Origin of the sequence: Niallia sp. Sow4_A1, assembly GCF_052116745.1 — a bacterium.
Classification (GTDB): Bacteria; Bacillota; Bacilli; order Bacillales; family Cytobacillaceae; genus Niallia; species Niallia hominis.
The window spans coordinates 1-14,849 of sequence record NZ_JBQKKM010000076.1 but is presented as its reverse complement, the minus strand read 5'-3'; the positions used below and the strand labels follow the sequence as shown (position 1 = coordinate 14,849).

Here is a 14,849-nt window from a genome sequence, read left to right as displayed (position 1 = left end):
GCCGGAAGAACGGTATAAACAACGTCTAGAGCAAAGTAAACCAATACTAGACTCTTTTTTGTCATGGCTAAAAGTACAAGAACAACATGTGTTGCCTAAAAGTGGTCTCGGCAAAGCTATTACATACTGTCTAAACCAGTGGGATAAGTTAGTGGCATTTCTAGAGGATGGTCGATTAGAAATCGATAACAATAGAAGCGAAAGGGCTATTAAGCCAGTAGTGCTTGGAAGGAAGGCTTGGCTGTTTAGTAACACACCAAATGGTGCGAGAGCCAGTGCCATCATATACAGTATCGTGGAGACAGCGATCGCAAACGGATTGAATCCATATTACTATCTTCGCTATCTATTTGAGCAGCTTCCCAACTTGGATCTGACAGATCATGATAACCTTGACCAACTACTTCCTTGGTCAACGACACTACCAGTGTCTTGTATTTCATTTAAAAAACTTAACTAAATAATAACCCAGGCCCCATCTAAAACATAGGTGGGGTCTATTTGACGCTTACTTACTAAAAATAGAATACCGTCGAATTATGCAGAAATTTGGAATTTTATGTTTCAAATATGTTACGTTTATGTTGCATAACTCACAGGTTAAAATATTTTTTAATAAAAGGTATTAGGAATCGTCAAAGAGAGGGGACTATTTTAAAGGGATAATAGATTCTACTATTTGGTTGAAAGGAAGAAAAATAAAAATAATCCCCACTCATGTAATAGGGATTATTTTTACACTATAAATTTTATTAAGTTATTTTACTTCTTGTTTTCCTGTTACTTTTCCTTCGATTACCGCAGAAGATTTTACATCTTCGCTTGCATAGTAAACATTTCCATCAATAGTAGTGTCTTTTGCAAGAGTAAAGCCTTTTGCTTCAACGTATACATCACCTTTAACTGTACCATTTTGAATTTTAAAGTTTTCACTTTTCACTGTCATTTTTGGTACTGTTAATGTATAAGCAGCAGTCACATTGCGATCTTTATCTTGTGAATATAAACCTAATTTACGGTAAAGACCTTGAGATTTGTCATCTTTATTATAGAACTCGCCATCAACAACTAGTTCATTATCTAATGTAACATTACCAAGAGTTGTAAAAATCCAGTTTCCATCTTTGCTAGCAGCTTTTACTAGAGTCTCAGGGTCATAAGTAATGGAAGCAGTTGATACAACTACATCTTCAGGTTTAGCTCCAACACCAGTAATTGTACCTTCGATAACTGCAGTGTCTCTGGCTTCTTGAGTTGCAAAGAAAACATTACCATCAATTGTAGTATCTTTCGCTAGAGTAAATCCCTTTGCTTCTACTACAACATCACCTTTTACAGTACCGTTTTGGATTTTGAAGTTTTCACTTTGTACTATCATTTTAGGAACAGTAAGTGTGAAAGTTCCTGTAACATTACGTTGTTCATCTTGTGTATATAATGCTAATTTACGATAGATTGGGTTTGCTGCCTCATCTTTATCATGGAATTCGCCAGCTACAACTAAGTCTCCGTCAAATGTTAAATCCTTCGTTGCTGCTACAATCCAGGTTCCCTCTTCACCTAGTGCTGCTGCGAAAACAGCTGGATCATCTGTTATTGATGCTGCTGCCACTGCATCTGCTTCTTTTTCCTCAGGTTCTGCTGCTGGTTGTTCCGCAGGAGTCTCTTCCTCTTTTGGTTCTTTAGCTGCATCATCTGATCCACAAGCTGCTAGTAAGCCTACTAACAATGTCGGTACTATTAACGCTTTCAATTTCATGATGTTTTTCCCCCAATAAATATGTTTTTAAGATCTTTTTAAGTAATTCCATAAAAGAGTAAGAATTTTTGTCACTTAGTTCTATATATTATAGATAGTTCCGAATCCCTCTCAATCATCAATAATATGTATCGGGGTTGCCCAAAACATTTCTTTCCATCATCACTTTCCAATTAGATTTTGATTTTGGTAAGGTTTAATTATGTTTAATCAAAAACTATTAATACCCGATGAGCATATTAATGGACAACCTATTTATAATAATCAACTCTTTTAATTAATCACCTCCTATAATTAAGGTTTTGCTTAGTAGATTTGAATTACCTTAAATAAAGAAGAACAGTCTTTATAGATTAGAAAATTTCAATATATTAAAATTGCTCTTTTATGGCGATTTAGGTGTTCCAACTGTTTTTAGATTAATTAGCTCAGTATTTTCTATCTGCGTAGAAGTTGATTTTTCCTGCACGACAGGATCAGGAGAACTTAATAGTCCTAGATAAAACCATCCAATAAAAAGGAGAATGGCAATAGCTCCTATTAACATGGAAATTTTTTTTACATTCACTTAAGATCCCTCCCCCTATCCAATCTTTATTGATTAGATAATCTCAAAAATATGTGCAGATATAATTGAAAAGATATGAATTTTTTATGACCATTAACAAATATAAAACTTTTGTTAATGAAAAAATTTTTATTCAACTATTTCATATTCTTAAAAATGTATAGCAACAACTAAATGATTGCTTTCAAGTAAATGAACATTATTGGAACGAGAGGTAGCCACTTAAAGTAAAAGTCTTAATTCTAGACCACTTTTAACATGCAGTTCCAGAATAAGCGTAAAAATTAAGCATATTGATATAATAGTAGTGATTGATCTTATATATTTTCTATTCTTCAAAATCCCCTTTTCAAAAAATGATTTAAAGCTTAATTTTTTATTCAAAATCAAGCTCTCTATACTTTTTTCTTTTGTATACAATTTGAATATGTTCCTTTAAAAAATAACAAAAAATTGAAAAGGATTATATATTTTCTAAATCTGAATTTGGGGCTAAATGAGAATTCCTATATCCCAGAGATAATAAGATGCTTTTTCGAAAATCATTGAACACCGTTTGACGAAATAGATTAGCATTTTTTAATGACAGTTTCTTACTAATATTCCCGACACTAGGATATATACCTTCCTTATGCAACTCCAATATCACACTTTCAATCCGAACCTTCATTTCTTCAATATTCTGATTTTTCTTTTCGCTATAATATTCTTTATACTTAAGACTAATTTTTTCACAAAGGATAGGGTGATATCTTTTTGCAGTCTTATAGGATATATCATGTTCACTTAACGTTTTATTTAAACTCTCCGGTATATCTTCAGCTAAAGCATTATTTAAAATTTCTTCAGTTTTCTTAAATCTTTTCGAATCAAAATCACGTTTATATGAAGAAAACCTACTTACTATCTTTTCGCATAATTCAGGAAAGTAATAACCTGCGAATTTTCCGGTAATTCTCAGGTCTTTACAGACTTGATTTAGGCTCCTAGGAGTATCCTTTGCTATCTCCTTTAATAAATGTTTCCTTAATTCTTCCATTGAAATCTTAGTTTCTACTTTCAATATTATATTATTATTAATTTTATTACTTGATTTATTCGACAGATTAATAAGATCAAAAATGGTATAATTGAGTTTACTGCAGATTGTGAGTAGCGAAGCTGGGTTTGGTATATGTTTATTCTTTATCCAATCTATTAAAGTAATATATCTTACATCTAAAAAGCCCGCAAAGTCTAATAAGTATTCAAACCCTAAATCATCCTTTATTTTAGGAAGAATTAAACTCATAAAATTTCTACTTGGGAATGATGTTAACTTGGGTCCTTGCTCCATTAGTTGCTTATAATTTTTAATTACAAAATGCTCATCATTAGTCAATGGGTCATTGGAAATAGAATCTCCATCTTCACCTAACCACCCTGAACAATATTGACAATATCCAACAATTAAATTTCGATGCACAAATCCCAGTTTTTTATTACAGTTTGGACATTCTTCCTTAATCCTTGTACTATGTATTTCACACTTGTTGATACTAGGTACTAACCAAATTAATGGCTCATATATTTCTCTTGATTCCTTCTTTAGATAGTTTAAACACAGTGGACACCATCTTCTATTTTTAGACACAATATTATTAGAAAGAATACCCTTCCAATTTTTAAACGTCATATGTTCTATGTCGTTCCGTCCGGTTAACTTTTCAAGCACTTTAATAAACTCAATATTTATTGTACTTATACCATTTATAAGATTATATCTATTAGGTGCCAAATTTTTAGCAAACGCATCAGCTAAATAAGGTAAACCTATATAAGATCCAATGAGTTCATTTAAAAGAGTAGTAACTCTGACATTATGACTTTTTGCTATTCTACAAATATAACTAGTTAAACTCTCAATATACGGAGTCCCGATGCTTATCGGTTCTATATTATTATACAATACTGTTCTTGATGATAAAAAATCACCTAATGGATTTTCACTTTTTCTTAAACTTTCTATTAGAGAATTCATTACTCTTGTCCCCCAAAATCAATGCTTTTAAATAAATTAAGTTTTTAACAACTTAATCATTTTCTTCTATTTGAAAAAGATATTAATAATTGAGTGAAAAAACATGATATTCACTCAATTATTATATATATATATTCATTTTTCACCTATAGAGTTTTCTTTCGCTATTTCGCTAAAATCGGATTCATCTTCCCTTACTGTCCCAACTTGATCCCTATGCGGATTACGTTGACCTGGCTTTGAACGTTTATGCTTACCTTTGTCAGTACTCTTATCATCTTCCTTCTTTTGAGAACCACTCTTTTTAACAGATCCATACAAGATTTCCTGCAACTCTATCCTATCTTCCTCTTTTTCTATGAAATCACTTTCACCTTTAATAGCTTCTCTAGCTAAAGTAAGAATCTTCTTTTGATTTAATGAATTTCTCTCTAAATGTTCGATTGTTATTGTTTTATCACTTGAACTCAATGCGTCTGATAGCGCCCTTTCTAACCACTGTTTAAGAAGTCCTATACAGCCAATACTAAAGTTATACAAATATTGAGTATGATCAAGAAAATTCGGCTCTTCTTCTACAGGAATAACCTTCTGCAGAGTATACACTACACTCTTAAAGAATTTTGCATCTTCTCTATTTCTTACATCGTATCGAGGGAAATGTACCTCCTTAACACGACTGGTTAATTGCCCATCCAAATTAATAACCTGATTTAAATCATAAGTCCCAAACATGACAAACTTTGAGCTAGTCATATTCGAAAGAGATTTAATAGAATTAAATTGTACGTTGAGTGCTTCACTACCTCCTCCAACTTTAAAAAAATGTTGTGCCTCATCGATCAAGAAAGCCCTAGTTTTTCTATTACGAAACGCAGATTCTATAGATATCCTTAATTCTGGCGCAGTATCTTTCCTAAAGGGCTTTAAATACTTCTTTGGTTCTTTTCTTATAATTTCATTTTCAATGTCAATCTTTTCATCTATTAACGGATCTTTTAATGCAGTTAGCACTCGAAAATAAAAATCCTTCCAATTAAACCTTGATAAATCTGGATTTGGTAACTCCATCCCTGAAATAGGAATTATTCCTGGATTTAATCTTATTTCTTCCTCCATATTTTTAAGATATTCAAAAATAAGTTCCCCAACCAATCTAGATTTTCCAATTCTAGATGGACCAATAACCATTATGATATTGTAATCACTAGAATTTATCTCTTTTATAACTTCATCCTTTACTTTAGTAAACTTTGGATGTTGTATAGTGTATTCCTTAAAGAATTTTACCCTCTCTTCCTTTGATTTTTTCAATAAATCTACATCAAACATTCTCGCTGTTTCATGCAATTAATTATCCCTCCCCAAAAACACTAAATCCATATCATCATCAAAAAAATTAACATCAGTTTTATCCGGCCTTTTGTTAAGCATATCATCGTTCTTCCCAGTTCCTTCTATCAATGTTAATTGGACCGCATCAATGCTTTTACCCTGCTTTTCCAATAATAAACGGTTTTCTATTTCTTCAGATTCAAGAATAAATTTCGCAATCATTTTCGCTGTAATTGAACTGTTTTTTTCAAATTCTTTTCTCTTGTGACGAAGCTCCTCTGTAATCAGTTTTATCTGTTTTTCTGTCTTTCCATTTACAATGGAATAATACTCAGAATAGCATTTTTCCCATCGTTTATTTACATAAGCGTATGCAACACCTATATTAAATGGATCGTAACGAACTTCTACCATACTATTTTCAATCTCTCTATTACGAAACTTGTCATTCGAGTAATAATAGTAGTTCAATTTAATACCTTTGCCCGGATGAACCTTACGGTGTCTTGGTTTAGGAGATGGTAATGTTAGAATGATAAACTCTTCATTGTAAGGTATAAGTCTAGTAAATCGTTTGCCTGTTGATGCTATTGAATGATTAAATGCATCCTTAGGAGTCATAAAATGTGCTGGATGTTCACGGATATCATAAACTTCGTCTATCCAATTTTCTAACCTTTCTGTCAATAGTTCCAAGTTCCAAACTGCATGATTCTTAGGATTCACCTGTTTAGTTACTTGACGTACATTTTTCATCACCTGAGTATTTCCAAGTAGATTATGGATTAACAGTTTATTTGCGATACCAAATAGACGCTCGACTACGCTACCAAACCTAGCCTTTGCAGCGGGTCTGGTTTTCTTTTCAACTTCATACATTGCAAGTAGTGACTCAAAATAAATGCTGTGAAAATCTCTCCCTCCATCCACGACCAAAGTTTGAGGAAGCCGATTATATTTTCTAACACATTCTCTTATAATCATCATGTTTGAGCTAATACACGGGGAATCAAATGTTAAATAAAAAGCTAAAATTCTCCTTGAAAAAGCATCTGTTAAAAATGTGCACCATGGTTTTTTTGATTTCCCATTTCCAATATCTAATTCAATATCTAGTAGAGTATGATCAATATGAGCGATTTCAAAAGCTCTATCTCCATGTTTTGGTGTGGTGTACTCTAGTGACCAATAAAATTCCTCGTATTTATAGGCGGCACGATCACCTTCTCTACTTTTTGTTAACTCAAAAATACTCCGTTTCCTTATTGCTTCACAAAAGGTTTGGTATGACGCTGGAGGAACTTTGTTGTTTTCACAAAGAGTTTGATATTCTCCATGAACAACTTTTGCAGTTTTTATTTTTATTGATTCATAGCTTTCATTTATAACCTCTTCCATTAACTCAATTGATTTTGTTGGAATTTTTCTATTACGGTTACCTTTGTTTTTATCATTTGGTAATAGTCCAAGGTATCCGTTCCCATATAAATCTTCGGCATCCCTATATGCCTTTATCCAATTTCTTATTGTTCTATCCGTTTCTTTTATTGGTCCTATTTCATCTCCTTGCAAAATCTTTTTAACAATCGAGTATTTTCTGTTTGCTATTTTCAAGTCTGCCTCAGCAGCAGTAGTAATCAATTCTTTGACTTTTTCATCATCTATGTCATCATCTGAATTCAAACCTGTAATATAACCTTCTGAAACATATCTTTCAAACGTTTCTATGGGGACTTCATTATAATCACCAGAATCTGATACCAAAAATAGGTTTTTTATATCATGATTAAGGATTTTCCACTGTATTTCTCCCCACAATATCTTTGAGCCATTTGTGATTTTAACCACGCTTACTTCCTTCTTCTCTCTAGAAGATTCCCAAAGATTTATAAAGCTCCTATTTTGCTCCTTGGTACAATAAATCTTAACAGAACTAGGCTCTACCAATAACGATGTGAAAAGGTCAACGTATAAAATATCTTGAGCAATTAAGATGTTAATATCATCTAAAGTAAAATCTTCACCTGAAGAATCGATCAACTTTTTCAAAGTTATTCCTGGAGAAGCCATTATGTTATTCTTTACAGAAGAAATAACTTCTTCATTTGGTTTTTCGCTCCCTAAATAATCTTTTAAGTAAATTAGATTTCTTTGTAAGGTCCAATTAATATCTTTTGATGAGCCTACTTTAAACTCAATTCCAAGTGATTTACAATATTCCTCTCCTGGTAAATAACGCCAATTACTCTCCTCATCCAAATAATACTTTGCATTTTTCTTTTGTGATAGCTTAATCAATTCATCTTCTGTTTTCCACTCAATCCAATATGCTCTGTCTTTCTCAATTACAAAAAAGTCAGGTGTTTTCCAACCTACTTTGTTTAATTTAATTGAAGGAGGTTGATCATAGAATTCCAATACATTATCATCAAACTCCATCATGTATATTGCAGCCAGCTCAACTTTTGAGCTCTCAAATTGAATGGTTACACCCATTTTTTTACTAGTGAACTCTCCAGGAACATTCCGAGCCCCTCCACCAACAAGGCGTGATGGATCAGATAATCTGATTATTTTTATTTGTTCTATTGCTTCTTCAGACAAATTAAGTTCTTTAGACCATTCGTGAAACTCATTGGAATTCATCACCAATATCTTCACACTCCCCTAAATTACGTTCAAATAGTAAACCTTGTTTACCTAATAAACCCTTCCAGTGAGATTGTAACTCTCTTTCTTTGAGTACACCTGGTTTATTCATAACAAATTCTATCTTCCTCCTACTTGGATAAATTCCCTGCATATATAGGTTTGTGAAAGTAGCTTCAACCTGAATTTTTAAACATAGTATTCTTTGAAGCTTTCTTTCTTCAAGGTATTGCTTATAATGATTTGAGATTTGAACGCAAAGATGGCGAAATTTTCTATAAAGTGTTCTTTTATTTATGCCTACTTTTTTAGCAGCTGCTTCCATTGATATATTTTCCTTATTTTGGATAACTTTTTCTAACTCCTTCTCAACAATGTAATAGTCAACTCTTTTAGGTTTTGATGAAGTATTTATAATTCTTTTCCTTTGTTTAACTATATGAAAATTTTGAATGTTGGTAGTAAGTAATAATTGTTCTATTTCTATATTTAACCTCTGGCATATGTATAATTGATTTTCTAAGGTTGGTTTAACCTTGCCTTTAATCCATCCTACTACCGAACTTCTTGCAAAATTTAATTGTTTACTAAATTCGTTAATACTTCCATCGAATACTTTTTCACAAATAAGATTAAGATTCTTAACAAGAAGTGAGTTCTCGCCTGTATTTATTTTTCCATCATAATTTAACAATGAACAAACATTATCAATTACAAAACCTTGCCAATCCTTATTTTCTTGGCCATATTTCTCTTTTGTTGCACCATCATCTAATTGTCGAAGACAGTGTTGGCAAATACCAACTAACGATTGCCTCCTTAGAATATCCTGTTGCTTAAAGCAAGTTGGACATTTATTTATTAGAAAACATGAATGAATATGGCACATATGGACTAAGTCTATGGACCATATTAAAGGATAATAAACTGTTTTATTATTTTCTTTCCATTCTTTGATACAAAAAGGACACCAAGCTAAGGATTTCTTTAACAGCTCCCTTAAAGGAAATACGTTTTTCCATCTTATTAATGTCAATTTATGTATATCGTCCCTAACTGTTAATTTTTCGATTGCCTTTACCACACTCAAGGAATTTTCCATGTATCCGTTTATCGTTTTCGCACCTTCATAAAATCGATTACCTCCAAAATCACGACTTCTATGAAGATAGTCCTTATCCATACTCGGGATTAGTAATTTATTTACCAAATGACCAACGGATGTATTATGCTCAAACGCAACTCTAGCTAAATAGCTTGTTAAACTTTCAACAAATTCGGAACCAGTACCGATTGGCTCTATATTATATAAAACACTTCTAGGGGTTATAAATAAATGTTCATACATAAGGACCACCTCTATTTAGAGGTAGTATCTCGCTAAGATGGAAAAGTATTCCTCCCCCATTTAATTAAAAAAGCACACATTTGTCCGTAGGGTTGGGAAATGTGCGCTTATCATTAGAAAGGTAATATTCATAATTATTTTAATATTATGTTAAATATGAAAATTAATCAAGGATTTTATGAATTTAATAGACAAAATTCCTTATACTAAGCGTACTTAGCTAATAAAGATTGTTATGCTTTTATATCTTAAATAAAGCATAAAATTTCCTAAAACAAAATAAAGCATAAGCTTTCCAAACGGAAAACTTATGCTTTACGTCACATATAGACAAAATAAAAACCACCAAATATGTATTTGGTGGAGACGGTGGGACGTGCAATTCCATGCTTTCGTCATGGCACTGACTATATCTTGAACCTGTAATATTTAGTTAGGTCCTCTGGCGTCTTATACGAAATATAAATTTACTTTAAAGTAGCATTCCGTATCCTAGTGCTACCAAATTCTTGGCAGCCTATAAGTCGATACACGGCTGTTGAATTACTTCACATACCGCTCGGCATTGCCTTATCACAGTTAATGTGACTTAGGTTTCACCGATAAAGCCAGATTTTCACTTATATGTTACCATACAAGGCGACTAAAATTAATCGAACCCACGTCCAGAAACATCGGCACTTAAGCTTCTACGAGTGTAGTCAACATATTCGCATTTCGCTTATTCTTCTGCCTGTTGACAGGCGTCCGGTAAGCTAGTCTGGTTGTTCTCTTCCTTCTTCCTCAGACGGTGGAATCCGGCGTAGCCCACTCAGTTTGAGTCCCTGACCCTACCACATGGGCGATGGAGGGAGGAACCGCTAAGCGCTATTAAGCAGCTAAAGCGAAGTTGTTTTGTTGTTTGCCAGTTATAGGCTTTGACGTTTTAACGAGGCCGATCCCCTCGACTCGCAACCTAAGCTCGAACTATCCCTGTCGAATCCGTAGCGTCCCCATTATTAGGATAAAATCAAGCAATTGTTACATTACATGATTCCCGCTTTAATAGAAAAGCGTAACGTTTCGGAAGCTCTGAAATAGGAGCTTAAAGTTATGTTGTCATATCGACATAAATTATTATAACATAACTATAGCGTATTTCAATTGTAAAGTTTTGGATTACATTTTTTGCCTTTCACGTAAAGCACGTTCGATGCTACGATTTGCTTCTTTACGTTTTAAGGTTTCACGCTTATCATAGTTCTTTTTACCCTTACCTAGACCAATCAAAACCTTTGCGTAACCATTTTTAAAATAAATCTTTAGTGGGACTAAAGCATAACCTACTTCTTTTGTCTCCCCAATTAATTTATTGATTTGTTTTCGATGTAATAAAAGTTTTCTTGTTCTTAAAGGGTCATGATTGTATCGGTTTCCTTGCTCATAGGGACTAATATGCATTCCGAGCAGGAATACTTCTCCATTAATAATGCGTGCATATGATTCCTTTAAGTTTACTCTTCCAGCACGAATTGCTTTGATTTCAGTTCCTTGAAGAACAATCCCTGCCTCGTAAGTCTCCTCAATAAAGTAATCATGATTTGCTTTTTTATTCTGTGCAACTAATTTCCCTTCACCTTTTGGCATGCCTCTTCCCCCTACTCTGCCAATAATTTTATCAAAAGAATGTCTATTATACAAACATCCCCTGCACGTGGTTTCCTTTTTCAGATAGAAACCACATGCAATTTAATGCTTAGCAAATTTTTAGTTACCGTCTCTTTTTCTTTCGCTTTGCTTTTGGTGCATTTTCGAAGTGTTTTCGATCATTCTTTCCTTTACGGCGAGATTCTCCAGGTTTTCCTTTTCGATCCGTATCTCTATCTGATTTACCTTTACGTGGTGCACGAGAGACACTGCCAGTAGAGAATACCTTGCCATCTTTCTTTGGATCTCTGCGGCGTGTTCCCTTCATGCCGACAATTTCAAAGTCAATTGCGCGTTCATCTTTATTTACATTTACAACACGCACCGTAATTTCGTCTCCAATACGGAAGACCTTTCCTGTTCTTTCGCCAATCATGGCAAAATGACGTTCATCATAACGATAGTAGTCATCGGTCATATAACTGACATGGACAAGTCCTTCGATTGTATTTGTAAGCTCTACAAACATTCCAAAATTCGTAACGGAGCTAATAATACCATCATATTCTTCGCCGATTTTATCAAGCATGTACTCTGATTTCTTCAACTCATCTGTTTCACGCTCAGCTTCTACTGATCTTCTTTCCATACTAGAAGAGTGCTCTGCTATTTCTGTTAAGCGGCTATTCCATTTTTCTTGTGTCGCTGAACTGATATCCCCTTCAATTAAATACGTCCGAATCAATCGATGGACGATTAAATCTGGATAACGTCTAATAGGTGAAGTAAAATGCGTATAGAATTCAGTTGATAAACCAAAATGTCCTAAGCTTTCAGGATAGTATTTCGCTTGTTGCATCGATCGCAGCATTACCGTTGAAATAACCATTTCTTCCGGCGTTCCTTGAACTGCTTCGATAATTTCCTGTAATGCTCTAGGATGGACAGAATTTGCTGTTCCCTTAACAATATAGCCAAAGTTTGTAATAAACTCGAAGAATCTTCTTAGCTTTTCTTCTTTTGGATCTTCGTGAATACGATAGATAAACGGTACCTGCATCCAATGGAAATGTTCCGCAACCGTTTCATTGGCCACAAGCATAAATTCTTCAATTAATTTTTCTGCAACAGATCGTTCTCTTAAAATGACATCCTGTGGCTTTCCATCTTCATCTACGATTACTTTGGATTCTTTAAAATCAAAATCAATGGCACCACGAGTCATCCGTTTTTTGCGAAGGATGGCTGCTAGCTCTTCCATTCGTTCAAACATCGGTACAAGACCTTCATATTTAGCTCTCAATGCTTCATCTTTTTCGTGTAAGATCGAATTCACATCTGCATAGGTCATGCGCTCTGTGGTCTTAATGACGCTTTGGAAAATTTCATGCTTCACTACTTCCCCCTCTGGTGAGATTTCCATCTCACAGGAAAGAGTCAAACGATCTACTTTTGGATTTAAGGAACATATTCCATTTGATAAGCGATGTGGAATCATTGGAATCACACGGTCTACTAAATAAACACTCGTTCCCCTTTCCTCTGCTTCTACATCAATCGGAGAATTTTCTGTTACATAATAAGAAACATCCGCAATATGAACTCCTAGTTTATAATGACCATTTTCTAAAATTGTAACAGTAACCGCATCATCCAAATCTTTTGCGTCTGCGCCATCAATGGTGACAATTGTTTCATTACGCAAATCTCGTCTATTGGCAATTTCCTTTTCATCTATCGTATCTGGAGCACTATTCGCTTGATCTAGTACATTTTCCGGGAAAGCTAGTGGTAATCCATGCTTATGTATTACCGATAAAATATCCACACCTGGGTCATTCTTATGCCCTAGTATTTTGATAACTTCTCCTTCTGCATTCTTTCTGCCTTCTGGATAGGAAGTTAGTTTAACAACTACCTTATGCCCTTCGATAGCTCCTTTTGTACTGCCTTTAGGGATAAAAATATCCGTTGCGATTTTTTTATCATCAGGTATTACAAAGCCAAAATGCTTGCTTTCCGAATATGTACCAACAATTTGCTGTACGCCTCTTTCAATAATTCGGACGATTGTCCCTTCTCTTCTTTGACCAGAACTCTCAGAAGTGACACGAGCTAACACAATATCTCCGTTTAACGCTGTTTTTACTTCATTTGGAGGGATAAAGATATCATCCATCCCTTGTTCTTCTGGAATAACAAATGCAAACCCTTTTGCATGTCCTGCTAGTTTCCCTCGAATAAGGTTCATTTTTTCCGGTAAACCGTAACGATTGCTTCTTGTACGAACGACTAGCCCCTTTTCCTCCATCTGTACAAGTGCCTTTACAAAATCTTTGAAGTGAGAAGAATCCTCTATTCCAAAAGCCTCTTCTAATTCTTGCACCGTTAATGGTTTGTAGGCTTCATCTTTCATATAGGTTAATAACTTCTCGACATTTTCCTTAATTATATCTTCCAAACAAAAAACCTCCTTTGCTTCTCATTCTTTCCAATCTAGTTTTTCTAAAAACTGATAGAAATCTTCAAATACCTGTTCTTTCTCTTTATCATGTGTAATAACATGACTTGAGTTTTCATACCAATTTATGTCTTTGTAAATCGATTCCACTTCTTCATAAATAATATTAGCACTATTTATATCAATCATTTGATCATGTCTGGCCTGTATAACAAATACGGGTGAATAAATAAGGTCAATAGAGTCTCTTACTTCTTTTATAAGATTTTGTAATTCCTTCAGTGTATTCATCGGCTTAAATTGACCCATTTCCTGTTCGATGACTTCTTCTGATTTTTTCTCGCGTTGCTTATAATTGCGAGCGTATTCAAGCACTCCTTCATACATTACTTCTTCACTCTTGATATACATCGGAGCACACATGGTTACGATACCCTTTACAGGTACAGTGTAACCTAATTTAAGGGAAAATACCCCTCCTAAGGATAGTCCGCCAACGGCAATTTCTTCATATCCCATATCCTTTAAATGCTGGTATGCTTCCGTAACATCTTTCCACCAATCTTTCGGTCCAGACTCGACTAATTCTTCTGGCGGAACACCATGACCTTTATATAAAGGAACATAGCATGTATACCCCTTTGTATTTAAATATCTACCTAGCAAACGCACATCAGATGTATTACCTGTAAATCCATGCAATAACAGCACAGCACGTTTATTATCTCCTTTAAATGTTAATGGCTTCTGTTCTACTATTTTCATTAGATAGCGCTCCTTTATCTTATTATTTTCTCCTTCATCCTTATCTATAATTAAAATTACTATGTTAATTAGAAAAAGAACTATCTTTTATTGTAGTAAAAAAGAAATGGAAGAATCCAGTAATATGATTTTTCTTTAGTAAGGTCGTTCCTTCTTTAAATCAACACTTATGTATGATTGTATTCCGAAAAAAAACCTGACCTTTCATGGAGGCCACTGAAAAAGTCCTCCAAATGTTCATAATCTAAAAGGTATAGTCCTTCATTATTTGAAGGAACTATCCTTTTTTTATTGTATAATTATAGTATCAATTTCAGT

10 protein-coding genes and 1 other RNA gene are annotated in these 14,849 nt (G+C 33.9%); 1 reads left to right on the top strand and 10 read right to left on the bottom strand.

From position 1 onward, the window contains the following. Nucleotides 1–460 (top strand): IS66 family transposase (locus tag ACTQ5K_RS24105; RefSeq protein ID WP_441994388.1); only part of this gene is annotated, 460 nt, incomplete at its 5' end. A 297-nt stretch (nucleotides 461–757) separates the two neighbouring features. Here the strand turns inward: ACTQ5K_RS24105 and ACTQ5K_RS24100 are convergent. From ACTQ5K_RS24100 to ACTQ5K_RS24055, 10 genes are all read right to left on the bottom strand, one after another. Further along, a complete protein-coding gene (locus ACTQ5K_RS24100) occupies nucleotides 758–1,759 on the bottom strand; it encodes a polymer-forming cytoskeletal protein (protein WP_441132526.1) in 1,002 nt (333 codons plus the stop codon). A gap of 385 nt (nucleotides 1,760–2,144) precedes the next feature. Then, entirely contained in the window at nucleotides 2,145–2,327 is a 183-nt protein-coding gene (locus ACTQ5K_RS24095) for a hypothetical protein (protein WP_031539870.1), read from the bottom strand. 463 nt (nucleotides 2,328–2,790) lie between these two features. Next, nucleotides 2,791–4,347, bottom strand: coding sequence for a TniQ family protein (locus ACTQ5K_RS24090; protein ID WP_031539868.1), 1,557 nt, complete (start codon nucleotides 4,345–4,347; stop codon nucleotides 2,791–2,793). Between the two features lie 135 nt (nucleotides 4,348–4,482). Continuing rightward, a complete protein-coding gene (locus tag ACTQ5K_RS24085) occupies nucleotides 4,483–5,679 on the bottom strand; it encodes a TniB family NTP-binding protein (RefSeq protein WP_065429058.1) in 1,197 nt (398 codons plus the stop codon). Nucleotides 5,680–5,697: 18 nt separating this feature from the next. Beyond that, a complete protein-coding gene (locus ACTQ5K_RS24080) occupies nucleotides 5,698–8,328 on the bottom strand; it encodes a TnsA endonuclease N-terminal domain-containing protein (protein WP_109769435.1) in 2,631 nt (876 codons plus the stop codon). After that, nucleotides 8,315–9,679, bottom strand: a complete 1,365-nt coding sequence (locus ACTQ5K_RS24075; RefSeq protein WP_048717262.1) for a TniQ family protein — start codon at nucleotides 9,677–9,679, stop codon at nucleotides 8,315–8,317. The genes ACTQ5K_RS24080 and ACTQ5K_RS24075 overlap by 14 nt, the downstream gene beginning before the upstream one ends. Before the next feature lie 650 nt (nucleotides 9,680–10,329). Continuing rightward, nucleotides 10,330–10,665, bottom strand: a transfer-messenger RNA (tmRNA) gene (gene ssrA, locus ACTQ5K_RS24070). 172 nt (nucleotides 10,666–10,837) lie between these two features. Next, entirely contained in the window at nucleotides 10,838–11,305 is a 468-nt protein-coding gene (gene smpB, locus ACTQ5K_RS24065) for an SsrA-binding protein SmpB (RefSeq protein ID WP_031539863.1), read from the bottom strand. Between the two features lie 124 nt (nucleotides 11,306–11,429). Then, nucleotides 11,430–13,721, bottom strand: a complete 2,292-nt coding sequence (rnr, locus tag ACTQ5K_RS24060; RefSeq protein WP_435406684.1) for a ribonuclease R — start codon at nucleotides 13,719–13,721, stop codon at nucleotides 11,430–11,432. A 66-nt stretch (nucleotides 13,722–13,787) separates the two neighbouring features. Beyond that, nucleotides 13,788–14,531: an alpha/beta fold hydrolase gene (locus ACTQ5K_RS24055; protein WP_109769434.1), complete on the bottom strand. Its 744-nt coding sequence runs from the start codon at nucleotides 14,529–14,531 to the stop codon at nucleotides 13,788–13,790. Nucleotides 14,532–14,849: the final 318 nt, after the last annotated feature.